This is a genomic window from Streptomyces sp. DSM 41931 (assembly GCF_050271085.1).
Lineage (GTDB): Bacteria > Actinomycetota > Actinomycetes > Streptomycetales > Streptomycetaceae > Streptomyces > Streptomyces albogriseolus.
Genome location: NZ_CP189902.1, coordinates 4,806,749 through 4,824,160, shown reverse-complemented (window position 1 = coordinate 4,824,160; position 17,412 = coordinate 4,806,749). Strand labels below are relative to the sequence as shown.

The 17,412-nt window shown below is 73.6% G+C and carries 17 protein-coding genes; 10 read left to right on the top strand and 7 right to left on the bottom strand.

Translation table 11 applies throughout. The features are described from left to right. Window positions 1-98: 98 nt before the first annotated feature. Window positions 99-1,121, bottom strand: coding sequence for a Ku protein (locus ACP7TJ_RS22505; RefSeq protein WP_427764903.1), 1,023 nt, complete (start codon window positions 1,119-1,121; stop codon window positions 99-101). A 64-nt stretch (window positions 1,122-1,185) separates the two neighbouring features. Here ACP7TJ_RS22505 and ligD point away from each other — a divergent pair, with 64 nt between their 5' ends. Next, complete coding sequence (gene ligD, locus ACP7TJ_RS22500; protein WP_427764900.1) at window positions 1,186-2,067, top strand: non-homologous end-joining DNA ligase; 882 nt, start codon at window positions 1,186-1,188, stop codon at window positions 2,065-2,067. Between the two features lie 28 nt (window positions 2,068-2,095). Here ligD and ACP7TJ_RS22495 read toward each other — a convergent pair whose 3' ends face one another. Further along, a complete protein-coding gene (locus ACP7TJ_RS22495) occupies window positions 2,096-2,899 on the bottom strand; it encodes an NERD domain-containing protein (RefSeq protein ID WP_093767020.1) in 804 nt (267 codons plus the stop codon). Window positions 2,900-2,998: 99 nt separating this feature from the next. Between ACP7TJ_RS22495 and ACP7TJ_RS22490 the strand changes: the two genes are divergently transcribed. From ACP7TJ_RS22490 to ACP7TJ_RS22450, 9 genes are all read left to right on the top strand, one after another. Beyond that, the gene (locus tag ACP7TJ_RS22490) at window positions 2,999-3,505 is read left to right on the top strand and encodes a protein-tyrosine phosphatase family protein (RefSeq protein WP_427764897.1); all 507 of its coding nucleotides are present in this window, start codon (window positions 2,999-3,001) and stop codon (window positions 3,503-3,505) included. A 151-nt stretch (window positions 3,506-3,656) separates the two neighbouring features. Continuing rightward, the gene (locus ACP7TJ_RS22485) at window positions 3,657-4,187 is read left to right on the top strand and encodes an SH3 domain-containing protein (protein ID WP_427764894.1); all 531 of its coding nucleotides are present in this window, start codon (window positions 3,657-3,659) and stop codon (window positions 4,185-4,187) included. Window positions 4,188-4,230: 43 nt separating this feature from the next. After that, window positions 4,231-5,592, top strand: coding sequence for an FtsW/RodA/SpoVE family cell cycle protein (locus ACP7TJ_RS22480; protein ID WP_266400706.1), 1,362 nt, complete (start codon window positions 4,231-4,233; stop codon window positions 5,590-5,592). After that, window positions 5,589-7,055 carry a penicillin-binding transpeptidase domain-containing protein gene (locus ACP7TJ_RS22475; RefSeq protein WP_387791075.1) on the top strand — a complete coding sequence of 489 codons (1,467 nt, stop codon included), beginning with the start codon at window positions 5,589-5,591 and terminating at the stop codon, window positions 7,053-7,055. The genes ACP7TJ_RS22480 and ACP7TJ_RS22475 overlap by 4 nt, the downstream gene beginning before the upstream one ends. Before the next feature lie 79 nt (window positions 7,056-7,134). After that, complete coding sequence (locus ACP7TJ_RS22470) at window positions 7,135-7,629, top strand: DUF3291 domain-containing protein (protein ID WP_193458981.1); 495 nt, start codon at window positions 7,135-7,137, stop codon at window positions 7,627-7,629. A 78-nt stretch (window positions 7,630-7,707) separates the two neighbouring features. Then, window positions 7,708-8,646, top strand: a complete 939-nt coding sequence (locus tag ACP7TJ_RS22465) for an AurF N-oxygenase family protein (RefSeq protein WP_367542621.1) — start codon at window positions 7,708-7,710, stop codon at window positions 8,644-8,646. A gap of 101 nt (window positions 8,647-8,747) precedes the next feature. Next, the gene (locus tag ACP7TJ_RS22460; protein ID WP_167744622.1) at window positions 8,748-9,401 is read left to right on the top strand and encodes a TetR/AcrR family transcriptional regulator; all 654 of its coding nucleotides are present in this window, start codon (window positions 8,748-8,750) and stop codon (window positions 9,399-9,401) included. A gap of 28 nt (window positions 9,402-9,429) precedes the next feature. Further along, complete coding sequence (locus ACP7TJ_RS22455; protein WP_266548903.1) at window positions 9,430-9,744, top strand: hypothetical protein; 315 nt, start codon at window positions 9,430-9,432, stop codon at window positions 9,742-9,744. 103 nt (window positions 9,745-9,847) lie between these two features. Next, window positions 9,848-11,017 (top strand): NlpC/P60 family protein, encoded by a 1,170-nt coding sequence (locus ACP7TJ_RS22450; RefSeq protein WP_427764888.1) that lies wholly within the window; start codon window positions 9,848-9,850, stop codon window positions 11,015-11,017. Here ACP7TJ_RS22450 and ACP7TJ_RS22445 read toward each other — a convergent pair. From ACP7TJ_RS22445 to ACP7TJ_RS22425, 5 genes are read right to left on the bottom strand one after another with little or no spacing between them, the layout of a single operon-like run. Next, complete coding sequence (locus ACP7TJ_RS22445) at window positions 10,981-12,243, bottom strand: styrene monooxygenase/indole monooxygenase family protein (RefSeq protein ID WP_093767010.1); 1,263 nt, start codon at window positions 12,241-12,243, stop codon at window positions 10,981-10,983. The genes ACP7TJ_RS22450 and ACP7TJ_RS22445 overlap by 37 nt on opposite strands. 21 nt (window positions 12,244-12,264) lie before the next feature. Beyond that, window positions 12,265-12,903 carry a GTP-binding protein gene (locus ACP7TJ_RS22440; protein ID WP_167744618.1) on the bottom strand — a complete coding sequence of 213 codons (639 nt, stop codon included), beginning with the start codon at window positions 12,901-12,903 and terminating at the stop codon, window positions 12,265-12,267. Then, window positions 12,884-13,312 (bottom strand): DUF742 domain-containing protein, encoded by a 429-nt coding sequence (locus ACP7TJ_RS22435; RefSeq protein ID WP_093767009.1) that lies wholly within the window; start codon window positions 13,310-13,312, stop codon window positions 12,884-12,886. The genes ACP7TJ_RS22440 and ACP7TJ_RS22435 overlap by 20 nt, the downstream gene beginning before the upstream one ends. Continuing rightward, on the bottom strand, window positions 13,309-13,827 hold the full coding sequence (locus ACP7TJ_RS22430) for a roadblock/LC7 domain-containing protein (RefSeq protein ID WP_093767008.1): 519 nt from the start codon (window positions 13,825-13,827) through the stop codon (window positions 13,309-13,311). Before ACP7TJ_RS22430 ends, ACP7TJ_RS22435 begins: the two co-directional genes overlap by 4 nt. Beyond that, window positions 13,824-17,024: a nitrate- and nitrite sensing domain-containing protein gene (locus tag ACP7TJ_RS22425; protein ID WP_427764882.1), complete on the bottom strand. Its 3,201-nt coding sequence runs from the start codon at window positions 17,022-17,024 to the stop codon at window positions 13,824-13,826. Before ACP7TJ_RS22425 ends, ACP7TJ_RS22430 begins: the two co-directional genes overlap by 4 nt. Between the last annotated feature and the right edge of the window lie 388 nt (window positions 17,025-17,412).

The window sequence follows — 17,412 nt, the reverse complement described above, 5'->3', positions numbered from 1 at the left end:
ACGCACTCTCGCGCCAGACCGAGGACGACCGCCCCCGCCGCGGCCCCGCACCACCCACCCGCCATAGCGCTACAGCAACCCCCACCCACCCAAACGGGTCAGGCCGAGCGTTTGCGGGACGTCGCCTTCTTCGCCGGGGTCTTCTTCGCCGCCGTCTTCTTCGCCGTGCTCTTCGTCGTCTTCTTCTCGGCCTGCGACGTCTTCGACGTCGACTTCCGAGGCGAGGACGCCGTCTTCTTCTTCGCCGTCGACGTCGACTTCTTGCCGCCCGTGTCCTTCGGGGACGAGCGGGACGTCTTGCGTTGCTGGAGGTGCTTGACCTCGGCCTCCTCGCCGCGGGACTCGCGGGCCGCGCGGACGCTGTTCTCCAGGGCTGCCATCAGGTCCAGGACCTTGCCGCCGCCGGCCTCCGCGGCCGGCGCCTCCGGCGGGGTCTCGCCGGCCGCCTTCGCGGCGACGACCTCCTCCACCGCCTCGCGGTACTCGTCGTGCAGGTCCTCCAGGTCGACCTCGCCGAGGGTGTCCATCAGCGCGTCCGCGAGGTCCAGCTCCTTGTCCCGCACGGTGACGTCGGTGTCCGGCGCGACCCCCTCGGGGGCGCGGACCTCGTCCGGCCACAGCAGGCCGTGCATGGCGATCGCGTCGCCCACCACGCGCAGCATGCCGAGCCGCTCCCGCCCGCGCAGGGCGTACTTCGTGATCGCGACCTTCTTGCTCCGCTTCAGCGCCTCCCGCAGCAGCGTGTACGGCTTCGCCGCGGGGGCCCCGCCCGCCTGGAGGTAGTACGCGGCGTCCATCTGGAGCGGGTCGATGCGGTCCTCGGGCACGAAGGCGACGATCTCGATCGTCTTGGCGGTCGGGATCGGCAGCCCGGCCAGATCCTCGTCGGTGATCGGGATGATCGTGCCGTCCGCGTCCTCGTAGCCCTTGCCGATCTCCTGGCCGCTGACCTCGCGGTCCTCCAGCTCGCAGTACTTCCGGTAGCGGATCCGGCCGCCGTCCTCGGTGTGGATCTGGCGGAAGGAGATCGAATGGTTCTCGGTGGCGTTCACCAGCTTGATCGGGATGCTGACCAGCCCGAACGAGATCGCGCCGTTCCAGATGGACCTCACGTGCAGCACCTCTCCGGTCGTCCGCCGATCGATGTCGGAGCTTTTGTCATAGTTTGCGTGAGATTCTCATCGTATGGCTCCCATCACGGAGGTGGAGGGGCGACGGCTCCCGCTCAGCAATCTGGAGAAGGTGCTGTATCCCGCCACCGGCTTCACCAAGGCGGAGGTACTGCACTACTACGCGACCGTGGCCGACGTGCTGCTGCCGCATCTGCGGGAGCGGCCGGTGTCGTTCCTGCGGTATCCGGACGGGCCCGACGGGCAGGTGTTCTTCACCAAGAACGTGCCGCCCGGTACGCCCGACTGGGTCACCACCGCCGAGGTGCCGAGGTCGGAGGGGCCCGCCCGGATGGTGCTGGTGGAGGATCTGCCGAGCCTGATGTGGGCGGCGAACCTGGTCGCGGAGTTCCACACCCACCAGTGGCGGATCACCGACCCGGGGCAGGCGGACCGCATCGTGTTCGACCTGGACCCGGGGCCGCCGGCGACCGTCGTGCACTGCTGCGAGGTCGCCCTGTGGCTGCGGGAGCGGCTGGCCCGGGACGGGTTCGAGGCGTACGCGAAGACCTCCGGGTCGAAGGGACTGCATCTGCTGGCGGCGGTGCGCGGCTCCTCTTCCGAACAGGTGTCCGAGTATGCGAAGGCGCTGGCCGTGGAGGCCGAGAAGGCGATGCCCCGGCTGGTGCTGCACCAGATGAAGCGCAGCCTGCGGCCGGGGAAGGTCTTCGTCGACTGGAGCCAGAACGCGGCGCGCAAGACCACGGCCGCCCCGTACACCCTGCGGGCGCGCGCCGAGCCGCTGGTGTCGGCGCCGGTGACCTGGCAGGAGGTCGAGGAGTGCCGGTCGCCTGAGCGGATGGCGCTGCGGGCGCCCGACATCGCCCCCCGGGTGCAGGACTTCGGTGACCTGCTGGCGCCGCTGCTGGACCGGGACCAGGCGGGCACGCTGCCCTAGGGGCACGGCGACCGTCAGCCGCGTCCGCTCACAGCCCCGCCCACGTCCTCCGGTCCCGTGCCGCCGCGTACAGCGCCTCGACGTCCGCGGGCTTCAGTACGCCTCCGCCCCGGGCCAGCCCCGGCACGTCCGCGTCCGTCAGGATCCGGACCCCGCGCGGTGCGCCGGCGACCGTCACCCGCCGGGCGCCGGCCAGGACCAGCACCGGGCGGACCTCGGCGGTCAGGGCGTGGGCGGCGCGGTCGGCGTCGGCCCGCACCCGGTGCAGCACCGGTTCGGGCGGGCGCCGGCCGATGCGCACCCGCGGTTCGGCGACGGTCGCCCGCTGCCGGTGGGCGGACCGGACGTGCAGGGCGTACAGGCCGCCGGGGCCGATCAGCAGGTGGTGGACGCGGTGGCCGCCGGGGAGCGGCAGGGAGTGCAGGGCGTGCCATCCCGCGCCGTCCATGGCGTCGAGGGCGTCGCCCACGGTCCGCTGCGCGGCCAGCTCCGCACGGCGCGGGTCCGGGCGCAGGCGGCGGGCCGGGCCGGGGGTGCGGTCCAGGTCGAGGAGCAGGGCCTCGCCGGGACGGTTCGGGGCGAGGTCGTCGTCGGGGTGGAGGGAGAGCCGCACGAGGTCGGCGGAGGTGGGGACCGGGGGCGGTCCGACGGCGACCGGGCCGGTGAGATACGGGCCCAGGGCGGCGAGCGCCTCCTCCTCGCGCCCGGCGTCGAGCAGGGTCACCCGGGCCGCCTCACGGTCGTACCAGGCGATGTCCCTGCCGTCCGGGAGACGGACGTGGAGCCAGTCCCTGCCGTGCCGGCGGGCCGGCACGACGCGTGGTCCGTCCATGCGCCATCACCTCGCCTCCATGGGACCAGGCGGGGTGCTGCGGGGGCAAGAAGCCGGATACCGTGGACAGAAGTTGGGCGAGGTGGGTGGGAGGCGCCGTTGCGTACCCGCGAGAGTCAACCCGACGTACCGGCTCCGGACAGTCCGTGGGACGAGATCGAGCCGGGTCTGTGGATGGGCGGGCACCAGGTCCGCGGGCCCGCGGGGCGGGTGGAGCCGGTGGTGGTGCGCCGCCAGTTCGACCTGGTGCAGACGCTGCTGCGACTGCCGGGGCACGGCCCCGATCCCGGGGTCGAGCACCAGGTGTGGCCCATCCCGGACGGCCCGCTCGACGGCACCCAGCTCGCGGGCGTGATCCGGATGGCCGAGGCGGCGTGCGAGGCCCTGGACGCGGGCCGCACGGTTCTGGTCCGCTGCTGGCACGGCTACAACCGCTCGGGCCTGGTGGTCGCGCACGCGCTGATGCGCCGGGGCCGTTCGGCGGAGGCGGCGATCCGGCTGATCCGGTCCCGCCGCTCCTCCTGGGCGCTGCACAACGACCTGTTCGTCGACTACCTGCGGGCGGGGCTGGCCACCGCGCGGATGCTGGAGGAGCTGGCGGAGTGACGGGGGGCCGGCCGCCCTGCCGGGGCGTGTGACCCGGTAGGCGGAGCGTCCTCCCCGATGGCGCAGCAGGGCGGGCGGGCGCCGGGGGGCGCTCCTAATGTGGCGACAAGTCACCTTCGACCTGTTGTCTCCCCCTTATGGAGGTACTGCCATGTCGCTACGACGCCCGCGCGCCCCGCTCGCCCGCCGTCTGCCCATAGCGCTCGCCGCCGGCGCCCTGGCGGTCGCGACCGCCGTCGCCCCCGCCCTCGCCGCCGACGACCCGGGCCAGGGCCAGGGCGACCAGAGCGGCCAGAGCGACTGGAGCCAGCAGGGCGACACCGGCACCGGCACCGGCACCGGCACCGGCACCAACACCGGCTCCTACCAGCAGGGCGGGGGCGACCAGGGCGGCGACTGGGGCAACCAGGCCGGCGGCAACCAGGCCGGCGGCAACCACGGCGACCAGGGCGCCTACCGCGGCGTCGTCACCGCGCAGAAGCTGGCCCTGCGCAGCGCCCCGAACCGCGGCTCCCAGGTCATCCGGTACGCCCACAAGGGCGATGTCGTCTCGATCTTCTGCAAGGTGCCGGGCGACCACGTGGACGGCAACCCGCTCTGGTACCTGCTCACCGACGGCACCTGGGCCTGGGGCCCGGCCCGGTACATCGACAACATCGGTCCCGCGCCACGCTGGTGCTGATGAGCGCACCACGCGAAGCGTCGCATGTGGGTAAGTTCCGGACATGAGCAAGGCCGGTATCACCCTGGCGACGGCGGACCCGCCCGCGCCCGCCGTCCGTCTCACCGGGCGCCGCGGTGTGGAACTCGCCCTCATCGTCCTGGCCGTCGGACTGTCGGTGTACGGCTACTGCGCCGTCGGTCTCGCCAGGAACGGCACCGTCCCGCCCGGCGCCGCCGGTTACGGCGCCGGGCTCGGTGTGCTCGCCGTGCTGGCCCATCTGGCGGTGCGCTGGCGGGCCCCGCTGGCCGACCCGCTCCCGCTGCCGATCGGGGTGCTGCTCAACGGGGTGGGCCTGGTGCTGATCTACCGGCTGGACCTGGAGACGCCCGGCGACCGGGCCGCCCCCGCCCAGCTGATCTGGTCGACGCTCGGGGTGGCGCTGTTCATCGCGGTGATCCTGGTGCTGCGCGACCACCGGGTGCTCCAGCGCTACACCTACCTCTGCGTCACCGTCGCGCTGGTGCTGCTGACCGTGCCGATCCTCTTCCCCGCGGTGAACGGCGCCCGCATCTGGATCCGGGTGGCCGGATTCTCCATCCAGCCGGGCGAGTTCGCGAAGGTGCTGCTGGCGGTGTTCTTCGCCGCGTACCTGGCCGCGAACCGCGGCGCCCTGACCTACGCGGGCCGCCGCGTCGGGGGGATGCAGCTGCCCACCGGGCGGGTGCTCGGCCCGATCGTCGCCGTGTGGCTGGTCAGCGTGGGCGTGCTGGTCCTGGAGCGGGACCTCGGCACCTCGCTGCTGTTCTTCGGTCTCTTCGTGGTCCTGCTGTACGTCGCCACCGGCCGCACCGGCTGGATCGCGGTGGGGCTGCTCCTGGCCTCGCTGGGCGCGGTCGCGGTGGGCCGGCTGGAGCCGCACGTGCACCACAGGATCGAGACCTGGCTGCACCCGTTCGCCTCCATCGAGGCGGGCGAGGGCCCCAACCAGCTCGCCCAGTCGCTGTTCGCCTTCGCCGAGGGCGGGATGCTGGGCTCGGGGCTGGGGCTCGGACACTCGGTGCTGATCGGCTTCGCCGTGAAGTCCGACTTCATCCTGGCGACGGCAGGCGAGGAGCTGGGCCTGGCGGGACTGTCCGCGATCTTCCTGCTGTACGGGCTGCTGGTGGAGCGCGGCTACCGGGCCGGGCTCGCGCTGCGCGACCCGTTCGGGCGGCTGCTCGCCGTGGGGCTCGCCTCACTGGTGGCGCTCCAGGTGTTCGTGATCGCGGGCGGGGTGACCGGGCTGATCCCGCTGACCGGGATGGCCATGCCGTTCCTGGCGCAGGGCGGCTCCTCGGTGGTGACCAACTGGGCGATCGTGGCGCTGCTGGTCCGGCTCAGCGACTGCGCGCGGCGGCAGGCCGCCCCGGGTGCGCTCCGGTGACCCGGCACATCCGGCACGCGGCGCTGTTCTGCGCGCTGCTGCTGGTGGCGCTGCTGGTCAACGCGGCCCGGGTGCAGGTGCTGCACGCGGAGGACTACGAGGCCAACCCGGCCAACCGCCGTGCCGTGATCGTGCGGTACCAGCAGCCGCGCGGCGACATCCTGGTGGACGGCCGCCCGGTCACCGGGTCCCGGGACACCGGGGAGCACCTGCGGTACGAACGGACCTACCGGGACGGGCCGTTGTACGCGCCGGTGACCGGCTTCGCCTCGCAGGAGTACGGCACGACGCTGCTGGAGGCCACGGAGGACGCGGTGCTGTCGGGGGCCGCCCCGGTGCTGGCGCCGCTGCCGCTGTGGAACGACTTCACCCGCTCCCGCAGCGCGGGCGGCGACGTGCTGACCACGATCGACCCGCGGGCGCAGCGGGCGGCGTACGAGGGCCTGCGCGGGCGGAAGGGGGCGGTGGCGGCGGTGGAGCCGTCGACCGGGCGGATCCTGGCGCTGGTGTCGGTGCCGTCGTACGACCCGGAGCCGCTGTCCGGGAACGGCAGGACGGCGCGGGAGACGTGGGCGCGGCTGAACGCCGACCCGGACCGGCCGATGCTGAACCGGGCGGTGCGGCGCACCTACCCCCCGGGGTCGACGTTCAAGGTGGTCACCGCGGCGGCCGCGCTGGACGCGGGCGTGGTGAGGGGTCTGGACGAGCCGACCCGCTCCCCCGACCCGTATCTGCTGCCGGGGACGACGACGCGGCTGGTCAACGGGGCGGGCATGTGCCGGAACGCCCCCTTGCGGGAGGCGTTCGTGCGGTCCTGCAACACGGTGTTCGCCCAGCTCGGCGTCACGACGGGGCTGGCGCGGATGCGGCAGACCGCGGAGAGCTTCGGCTTCAACGATCCGGACCTGCGCATCCCGTTCCGGATCGCGCCCAGCACCTTCGACACCACGGTGGACGCGGCGCAGCTCGCGCTGTCGTCGATCGGGCAGTTCAACACGCGCGCCACGCCACTGCAGATGGCGATGGTCGCGGCGGCCGTGGCGAGCGGCGGGCAGGTGCGCGAGCCGTACCTGGTGGAGCGGACCACGCGGGCGAGCGGCGGCACGGTGTCCGCGGCGGGGCCGGGTGCGGTGCGGCGGGCCATGCTCCCGGCGACGGCGACGCGGTTGCGGGAGCTGATGCGCGGGGTGGTCGAGGACGGCACCGGCAGGAAGGCGGCGATCCGGGGCGCGGTGGTCGGCGGGAAGACCGGCACCGCCCAGCACGGGCTGGGCAACTCGGGCACGCCGTACGCGTGGTTCATCTCCTGGGCGCAGCGCGAGGACGAGATGGAGCCGAGGGTGGCGGTGGCGGTGGTGGTGGAGGACGCCGAGGGCAGCCGGCGGGAGATCAGCGGCGGCGGCACGGCGGCCCCGGTCGCGCGGGCGGTGATGGAGGCGGTGCTGGAACCGGAGCGACGGTGAGGCGAACTCCCGCACGTCGGTGCCCGGTTGGTGAGACGGGGGTGCCCCGCCCCACGACTCCCGACCTAACGTTCGGTACATGACCGCATACGAACTCGCCCAAGTGAACATCGCCCGGCTCAAGGCACCGCTGGACACTCCCCTGCTGAAGGACTTCGTCGACAACCTGGACCCGGTCAACGCGGACGCGGACGCCGCCGACGGTTTCGTGTGGCGGCTGCAGAGCGACGACGGCGACGCCACGGCCATCTCCGTCTTCGGCGACCCGTGGCTGATCATCAACATGTCGGTGTGGCGGGACCAGGACGCCCTGACGGCGTTCATGTACCGGGGCCGGCACCGGGAGATGCTCAGCCGCAGACGGGAGTGGTTCGAGCGGGTCGAGGAGGCCATGACCACCCTCTGGTGGGTGCCCGCGGGCCACCGCCCCTCCGTCGCGGAGGCCGAGAACCGGCTGCTGCGCCTGCGCGCCCACGGCCCGACCCCGTACGCCTTCACCCTGCGCACCTCCTTCCCGCCCGGCGCGGCCGGGGAGAGGCAGGGCGCGGACCGGTCGGCGACAAGTCGTGCGTGAGGGATTGACGGGCTTGCTGACAGGCAGTCTCATAAAGGTGACCTGCCGGTAACCCGATGCGCCCGAGGTGGAACCGCCATGACGACCCTGTCGGAGACCGACGCGCTCGACGGGCTGCGGGACGCCCTCGGGCAGCTCAAGGACCGGGAGGCGGTGGCCCTGCGGCTGCTGGAGTCCTCCGCGAAGCACTCCTTCGACCCGGACACGGAGCTCGACTGGGAGGCAGCCTTCGAGGACGGCAAGTGGTTCTGGCCGCCGGAGCTGGTGTCGCTGTACGGCACCCCGCTGTGGCGGCGGATGAGCGAGGAGCAGCGCCTGCTGCTCTCCCGGCACGAGGCCGCCGCGCTCGCCTCCCTCGGCATCTGGTTCGAGCTGATCCTGATGCAGCTGCTGGTCCGCCACATCTACGACAAGTCCGCGACCAGCGCGCATGTGCGGTACGCCCTCACCGAGATCGAGGACGAGTGCCGGCACTCCAAGATGTTCGCCCGGGTGATCGCGCACAGCGGCACGCCCTGGTACCCGGTGAGCCGCGTCCACCACAACCTGGGGCGCCTGTTCAAGACGATCTCCACCACCCCCGGCTCGTTCACCGCGACCCTCCTCGGCGAGGAGGTGCTGGACTGGATGCAGCGGCTGACGTTCCCCGACGAGCGGGTGCAGCCGCTGATCCGGGGCGTCACCCGGATCCATGTGATCGAGGAGGCGCGGCACGTCCGGTACGCCCGTGAGGAGCTGCGGCGGCAGATGATGACCGCGCCGCGCTGGTCGCAGGAGTTCACCCGGGTGTCGTCGGGCGAGTTCGCCCGGGTGTTCTCGGTGGCGTTCGTGAACCCGCAGGTCTACACGAACGTCGGCCTGGACCGGCGGGAGGCCGTCGCCCAGGTGCGGGCGAGCGCGCACCGGCGCGAGGTGATGCAGCAGGGGGCGAAGAAGCTCACGGACTTCCTGGACGACATCGGCGTCCTGCGCGGCGTGGGCCGCCGGCTCTGGCGGTCCTCGGGACTGCTGGCGTAGCCGGGCCCGGTGTCCGGACGGGGTCCGGTCCGGCGGGTCCCAGGGGGCCGGACATCGGCCTGGCCGGGCGGGCGTTGTGGACGGCCGGTTACGCTGCGGACATGACCTCGCAGGCCCCCACCCCCGCCTACCGGCGCCTCAGTGTCGAGGAGCGCCGCAGCCAGCTGCTGGAGGCCGCGCTGTCGCTGTTCGCCCACCGGGCGCCCGAGGAGGTGTCGCTGGACGACGTGGCGGAGGCGGCCGGTGTGTCGCGGCCCCTGGTCTACCGGTACTTCCCCGGCGGCAAGCAGCAGCTCTACGAGGCGGCCCTGAAGTCCGCCGCCGACGAGCTGCGGGACTGCTTCGACGAACCGCAGGTGGGCCCGCTGCTCCCCCGGCTGACCCGGGCCGTGGAGCGCTACCTCGCCTTCGTCGGCCGCCACGACGCCGGCTTCAGCGCCCTGCTCCAGGGCGGCAGCGTGGTGGAGACCTCGCGTACGACCGCGATCGTGGACGGGGTGCGGCGGGCCGCCGCCGAGCACATCCTCCGCCATCTCGGCGTCGACGAGCCCGGGCCCCGGCTGCGGATGACCATCCGGATGTGGATCACGGCCGTGGAGGCCGCCTCCCTGATCTGGCTCGACGAGGACAAGCAGCCGCCGCCGGAGGAGCTGCGGGACTGGCTCGTGGAGCAGTTCGTGGCGCTGCTGACGGTGACCGCGCGGCGGGACGCGCAGACCGACGCCCTGGTGCAGGCGCTGGCCGCGGACCTGTGACCCGCGGCCGATGGCCGAGACTGGTCGGGTGAAGAGCGAAGACACCCCCTTCGAGGGCGGCCCCATGGACGGGCGCGTCCTGCCCGTGCTGCTCGGCATCACCGGGCACCCGCCCAAGACGTACCGGATCCCCGTCCCGGCGCCGGACGGAGGCCCGCCCACCGTGCTGGTGTACCGGAGGGTGCCGCGCGGGAACAGCACGCTCACCGGCCTGACCGCCCGCTGGAAGTACCTCTACGACCCCACCGGCCGGGCCGGGAGCGAGCGGCGGTGGCCGTGGTCGAGGCCCACGCCGCGTCCGGACGCCACGCCGCAGGGCAAGCCGGACGACGCCGACGGGTGACCCCGTTGCGCCGAACCGCGCACACTCGGCGAGCGGACCGCGCACACCCCCCTGATGCTCGCGGTGCGGAGCGGACGAGCCGCCCCGCGTCGGAGGTGATGGCGTGTCAGGAATGCTTCTGCGTCTGGTGTGTACGGCGGCGCTGGCGGCCGGGACCGTGCTGGCGCCCCTGCCCGCGGCGGCCGTCCCGGAGCCGGGCGGCGCCGCCGCGGCGACCGGCGACCGCTCCGTCCCGGAACTGCTGACGGACCTTCAGACCCTGTACCGGGAGGCCGAGAAGGCCACCGAGCGCTACAACGCCACCGAGGAGGCACTGGCCGAGCAGCGCGCCGAGACCGAGCGGCTGGAGAAGGCGCTGGCCCGCACCCGGCTCTCCCTGCACGACAGCCGGGGCGCCGCCGGACGGCTCGCCCGGCAGCAGTACCAGTCCCTGAGCGGCCTCTCCCCCTATGTGCGTCTGCTGCTGGCACGCGACCCGCAGCGCGCGCTGGAACAGGGGCATGTGATCGGGCAGCTCGCGCGGGAGCGGGCGCAGACGGTGGGCCGGCTGACCGGTGACGCGCGCCAGGCCGACGAGCTGGCGCGGCGGGCGCGCGAGGCGCTGGACGAGCGGATCGCGCTCACCGAGCGGCGCGGGAAGGAACGCGACCAGGTGGTGGAACGGCTGCGGGACGTCGAGGAGTTGCTGGCGTCGCTCACGGCGGACCAGCTCGCGGAGCTGGCCGAGCTGGAGCGCGGCAGGGTCGACGAGGCACAGCGGGCGCTGGTGGCGTCCGGCGCGCTGAGCGGCGCCAACGCGCCGTCCGCCGCGGGTGAGCGGGCGGTGCGGTACGCGGTGGAGCAGCTCGGCAAGCCCTACGAGTGGGGCGCCGAGGGCCCGGAGACGTACGACTGCTCGGGGCTGACCTCTCAGGCGTGGCGCGCGGCCGGCGCGGAGGTGCCGCGGACCAGCCAGGAGCAGTGGGCGCGGCTGGAGCGGATCGACCTGGTGGATCTGCGGCCGGGCGACCTCGTCGTGTACTTCCACGACGCCACGCACGTCGCCCTGTACCTGGGCGACGGGATGGTGGTGCAGGCGCCGCGGCCCGGCGCGCGGATCAAGGTGTCGCCGGTCGCGGCCAACCCGGTGCTGGGGGCGGTGCGGCCCGACCCCGGCGGGGAGCCCCTGGAGCACTATGTGCCGCCGGAGCTCCCCGAGGGGGCGACGGACGGGTCCGACGAGGGGTACGGCGCCGTCTACGCGCCGGCCACGCCGGAGACCTCGGCCAGGTAGGCGTTCGTCTTCTCCGGCTCGTAGAAGAAGTTCTCGAAGTCGGCCGGGTTGTTGAAGCCGTTGGCGAAGCGGTCGGCGACCGGCTGGAGCTGGCCGGCGGCGCCGATCAGGTTCAGGATGTGCTCCGGCGGCGGGGCGAGCATGGCGTTCGTCCACTTGGTGACGTGCTGGGCGGTGTCCCAGTAGCGGTCGAAGGTGCCCTGCATCCACTCCTCGTCGAACGGCTTGTCGCCGTGCTCGAGGATCGAGGCGAGGTAGGCGGCGGCGCACTTGGACGCGGAGTTGGAGCCCTGGCCGGTGATCGGGTCGTTGGCGACGACGACGTCGGCGACGCCCAGCACCAGGCCGCCGGAGGGCAGCCGGCCGATGGGGTTGCGGACGGTCGGGGCGTAGCGGCCCGCCAGGGTGCCGCCGGCGTCGGTCAGTTCGACCTTGGTGGCGCGCGCGTACTCCCAGGGCAGGAACTTCTCCATCAGCTCCAGGGTCAGGGAGAGGTGCTCGGCCGGGTCCTTGACGCCCGCGAACGCGTCGAGCGGGCCGCCGGGGATGCCCTCCCAGAACAGGATGTCGGCGCGGCCGGAGGTGGTGTACGTCGGCATGATGAACATCTCGCCGACGCCGGGGACCAGGTTGCAGCGCACCGCCTCGGTGTCCGGGTGCTCCGGGCGCGGGCCGAGACCGTGCACGTAGGCGACGGCGAGGGCGCGCTGCGGGGTGCTGTACGGGGAGCGCTCGGGGTCGCGGGAGAACATCTGCACCAGCTCGCCCTTGCCGGCGGCGATGAGCACCAGGTCGTAGGCGCGGGAGAGGTAGTCGAGGTCGCCGACCGCGGCGCCGTGGATGACGAGCTGTCCGCCGCGCTGGGCGAACGTCTCCATCCAGCCGGCCATCTTCACCCGCTGGTCCACCGACTGCGCGAACCCGTCGAGGCGGCCCAGCCAGTCGACGGCCCGCTGGGAGGGGCCCGGGTCGAAGGAGCCGGGGGCGGCGACCGAGACGCCGAGTCCCTGGATCTTCGGGGCCTGGGACTCCCAGAAGTTCAGCTGGAGGTCACGCTCGTGCTGCAGCGCGGTGTGGAACATGCACTGCGTGGACATGACCCGGCCGGTGCGGATCTCGTCCGCGGTCCGGTTGGACATGAGGGTGACCTCGTACCCGTGCGACTGGAGTCCCAGGGCGAGCTGGAGACCGGACTGGCCGGCCCCGACGACGAGTATCTTCCGCATACGGGGGACGCTCCTAAGGGGCTACTCGGGGGTTTCGTCGAGCGCGTGGCCCACGAGGGACAAGAGGGTCTCGATGACCGAGATCCGGCGGCGCGCGTCCATGATCATGACAGGTATGTGCGCGGGGATCGTGAGGGCCTCCCGCACGTCCTCGGGTTCGTACCGCTCGGTGCCGTCGAAGTGGTTCACGGCCACGACGTACGGCATCCCGCAGCTCTCGAAGTAGTCCAGCGCCGGCCAGCAGTCCTTCAGCCTGCGGGTGTCGGCCAGCACCACGGCGCCTATCGCGCCGCGCACCAGGTCGTCCCACATGAACCAGAACCGCTGCTGGCCGGGCGTGCCGAACAGGTACAGCACCAGGTCGTCGTCGAGCGTGATGCGCCCGAAGTCCATGGCCACGGTGGTGGTCGACTTGCCCGGCGTGGCGGTGAGGTCGTCGGTGCCCTCGCTCGCCTCGGTCATCAGCGCCTCGGTCTGCAGAGGCGTGATCTCGGAGACGGAGCCGACGAGGGTGGTCTTGCCGACGCCGAAGCCGCCGGCCACGACTATCTTCGTGGCGATCGGGGCCCGGGTGGGGTCCGTCTGCCAGGGCAGCAGGGGCTCGTCCCCCTGGACGAGCGGGGTGACGCCGGGTGCGGCGTCAGAGACGGCGGAGTCCACTCAGCACCCTTTCCAGCAGCGCGCGGTCCGGGCGGCCCGTGCCGTGGCCGGTGCCCGTCCCGTAGACACGGATCTTTCCCTGGTCCGCGAGGTCGCTCAGCAGGACGCGGACCACGCCGAGCGGCATCTTCAGCAGCGCGGCGATCTCGGCCACCGTCCGCATGCGGCGGCACAGCTCGACGATGGCCCGCACCTCCGGCATGACCCGGGCGAGGCCGCCGGAGGTGAGTTCCTTGCGCTCCTCGGCGGCCTCGAGCGCGGCGGTGCCGGCGGTGGCGCCGACGAACGTCTCGACCAGCAGCACGTGGCCGAAGCGGGTGCGGCCCCCGGTGAGCGAATAGGGGCGCACACGGGCGGGTTTGCGGTCCCCGCCGCGGACGGGGAGGTGGTGCTTCGGGGCGCTGGTCATCGGGGGCTCCCGGCGGACTCGTGCTCGGCGCTCCCTGCGGTCTCCAGGTTCTTGCGCAGTTCGCTGCGGAGTTCGGGGGTCAGGACGTGGCCGGCGCGGCCGACGAACAGGGCCATGTGGTACGCCACGACGCTCATGTCGCATTCCGCCGAGCCGTGCACGCCGAGCAGCGAGCCGTCGCTGATCGACATCACGAACAGGCTGCCCTCGTCCATGGCGACCATCGTGTGCTTGACGGGTCCGTAGTCCATCAGCTTCGAGGCGCCGACGGTGAGGCTGCCGATGCCGGACACGACGGTGGCGAGGTCGGCGGAGGAGCCGCGCGGGCCGGGCCGCTGCGGATCCGGTCCGCTGCGCGCCCGGGCGAGCGTCTCGTCCGAGGAGAGGAGCAGCAGGCCGTCCGAGGAGACCACCGCGACGGACAGGATGCCGGGCACCTCCTCGACGAGGTTCGTCAGCAGCCAGTGCAGGTTGCGGGCCTCACTGCTCAGTCCGAAGGTACTGGGCGCGGTCAACTGCTTGCCTCCTCGACAGTGCCCCCCGTGGCTTCTTCGGTTGCGGCGTCCGTCCCGGAGGGCGTCCGGTCCCCGCGGGACCGCTCGGCCGCCAGTTCCGCCTCGACGTCCCGCCGCCCGGCGTCCGCGCCCTGGCGGAAGCCGCCGAGCCGCCTGCGCAGGGCCTCGGCGTCCACCGATCCGGACCGCGGCCGCGGGGGAGCGACCGGCGCGGTGATCTTCGGCGTCCGCTTCGGCAGCCCCTTGGCGGTGACGGGTTCCTCGTCGACGGGCCCGTCGGCGACCCGCGCGTGCTCGGGCCCGCCTTCGGCGTCGTCGGCGAGGGAGGGCCGGGGGGCGGGGCCCCCGGGTTCCGGCGCGTTGTCGGGGGCGGGGCCCCCGGGTGCCGGCGCGGACGGGACCTCGGGCTCGTGCCCGGCGCCCGGGCGTACGCCTCCGTCCGGCTGCGCCGGGATGAACAGCTCCATGGTGGTCTCGGCGGGCCGCTCCGCGGGGACGGTACGGCCGGCGTCCGGCTCGCTCGCACGGGCCGGGGGGACGTCGTGCGACCGGGCCTCGTCGACGTCACCGGCGCCGGCGGGCGCGTCGGCACCTGGCGCGGCCTCGCGTGCCTCAGGGTCCGCGACGGCGCCGTGCGCCCCGGAAGCGGCCGACGCGGCCTCGGGCGCATCCGGGCCCGCGACGGCGTCCGGGTGGTGCGTATCGACGCCGGGCGTCCCGGGAGCGACGGGCGCGCCCTGGCCCGGTTCCGCGTCCGGCTGCGCGGGGGCGCCGGCCTGCGGAGCCGGCTCCGTGGCGGCGTCAGGAGCAGCCGCCTGCGGGGCCGACGGCTCCGCCTCGGCACCGGCGGCCGCCGTGGTGTCCGCGGCCTCCGCGGTGTTCTTGGCGCCCGGCGCCTCCCCCGACGCCGTAGGCGTCTCCGACGAGGGAGTCTCAGGCGTGGACGCCTCCGCCGCGGCTCGGGCCTCGATGGAGCGTTCGGCCAGATCGACCAGGAGGTCGCCCGACGTGCCGCGTCCGCGCAGGACGTTGGAGTTGGCCTCCGAGTCGGCGCCCGGCAGGGACACCGTGTGGGCGGCGCCGGGGACGGACGCGGGGACGGCCGTGGGCGTGGCCGGGGCCAGGAGGGGGTCCGGCAGGACGACCACCGCGGCGATCCCGCCCTGCTTCTGCTTGCGCAGCTGCACCCGCACCCCGTGCCGGTGGGCGAGCCGGGCGACGACGTACAGGCCGAGACCGAGACCGTCGTCGGACTCGGCCTCGTAGGCCGCCTCCGGGTCGAACTCGGAGAGCCGCGTGTTGAGCCGCTCCAGCCGGTCCTCGGCCATGCCGATGCCCTCGTCCTGGACGGAGAGCATCACCTCGCCGTTCTCCAGCAGCCAGCCGGAGACCTCGACGGGCATGTCGGGCGGGGAGAACGCGGTGGCGTTCTCCATGAGTTCGGCGAGCAGGTGGGACAGGTCGTCCGCGGCGAACCCGGCGATGTGCGCGTGCGGCGGCAGCGCCGCGATCCGCACCCGCTCGTACCGCTCGATCTCGCTCACCGCGGCCCGTACGACGTCGACCAGCGGGACCGGGCCCGCGGTCTGCCGGCCGTGCTCGGTGCCGGCGAGGACCAGCAGGTTCTCGCTGTGCCGGCGCATGACCGTGGCGAAGTGGTCGAGCTTGAACAGCGTGGCCAGGCGGTCCGGGTCGTCCTCCCGCTCCTCCAGGCCCTCGATGACGCCGAGCTGCCGCTCGACCAGGCCGAGGGTGCGCAGGGCGAGGTTGACGAAGGTGCCGCCGATGCTGTGCCGCATCCGCTCCATGTGGGCGGTGGCCTCGGCGAGTTCGCCGCGCAGCTCCTCGCGGGCGTCGGCCATCTTCTGCCGCTGCCCGACGAGGTGCTTGCGGTCGGCCTCCAGCGTGGCGATCCGCTGGGCGAGTCCGGCCGCGTGCGTGTGCAGGGCGTTGACGGAGCGGACGACCTGGGCGAACTCGTCGTTGCGGCCGGTGAAGGTGATGGGCTCTTCGGCGGCCGGGTCCTCCGCCCCGGCGAGCCGGGCGGAGCCGCGGCGCAGCACCGACAGCGGCCGGGTGAGGGTGCGGGCCATCGCGGTGGCGACGCCGACCGCGAGCAGCAGGAGGGCGCCGAGGATCGCGATCCGGATCTCCAGCTCGGTGACGTCCTCGTCGCGGAGCTGGGCGAGATCCTTGGTGCGCTGGTCGAACAGCGAGGCCTCGACGCCGCGCATCATGTCGATCCGCGCGGTGAGCGCGGCCGCGAGCTTCTTGGTGCTGGTCTCGAGCTCGCCGTCGGAGAGCGTCGGCTTGTCGGTGAGCTTCTCGAGGTACTCGTCGGCGGTGTCGACCTCGGGCCCGGTGACCGTGGAGTCGTAGGAGGCGCGGGCGGCCTTCGGGGCGGCGTCGCGGAAGTCGGCGAGGGCCGCGTCGGAACGGACGCGGGCCTGGAGCGCGGCGGCGGTCAGTTCGTCGCGCCGCTCCTCGTCGGCCTCGGAGGTGCTGGAGGCGGTGACGGGCAGTCCGGTGACCGGGTCGATCACGGTCTCGGTGGAGCTCGGCACGTTCAGCGCGGCGAGCAGCAGTCCGCGGGTGGCGGCGGCCTGCTGGACGGCGGTGTCCAGCTGGGTCAGCGCGTGGGCGCCGGAGCCGGCGCGGGGCGGGGTCGCCTCCGCCAGCCGCGCGGCGAGCCTGTGCAGCTGGGAGATGGCGTCGGAGTACGCCTCGTGCGCCTCCAGCGGGCCGGACTTGCCGGTGAGGGCGGCGCGGCGCACGGCGGCGACGGCGTCGAGCTCGTCGCGCAGCGCCTGGGAGGTGTCCTCGTCGGCGCGCAGTTCCTCGACCTGCCGGTCGACCCGGGCGCTGTGCTCCTCGGAGGGCGCCTTGGACTTGGGGCGGCCCGCCGCGATGTAGGGGACGACCTCGTCACGCTCGTCGGCCAGGGAGTGGGCCAGGGTGAGCGCGTCCGCGGTCCGCTCGGCGAGCGTCACCAGTTCCTGGGCGTCGTGCAGCTGCTGGGAGGCCGCCAGCACGGAGGGCGCCCCGGCCCCGGCGATCGCCGCGGCCACCACGGCGACGGCGACGACGAGACGGTTGCGTACGTGGGTGGGGCGGCCCTTGCCGACGGTGGGCGTCTGCTGCGCGTCCCCCGTGAGGGCCGCCTGCTTGTCCTTGCGACGAGGCCGCGTCTTCTGCACCGGTGCTCGCATTCCTGACTCGTGTACCCGTGGGCTCGGGTGACGCTCCGTCAACAGGCGCGGGCGCTTCCCCCGAGCCGCTGGCCGCGCTCGGACAGTGAGGCGCCCCCAACGCTCCCCGACCCTCCCAGTGGCCGTGGACAGTGGATGCGCATCACCTGACCCGCCACTCGAAGGAGTGAACATCGGAGGCGAGTTGAGGGGCAAGTTCCGTTGTGCCCCGCAGCGGACCTGCGCGGTACGCCGGTTGGACGTCTGCGGCGGGCGGTGGCAATATTCGCCGCCACGCCTTCCCTTAGCCCTCCATTCCCTGCCAAATCAGACCCGTGACCTGCGCGCTCATGAAGAACGGGCGGTTGTTGCCGGGCTCCGGCGGTCGTTGTGGAGA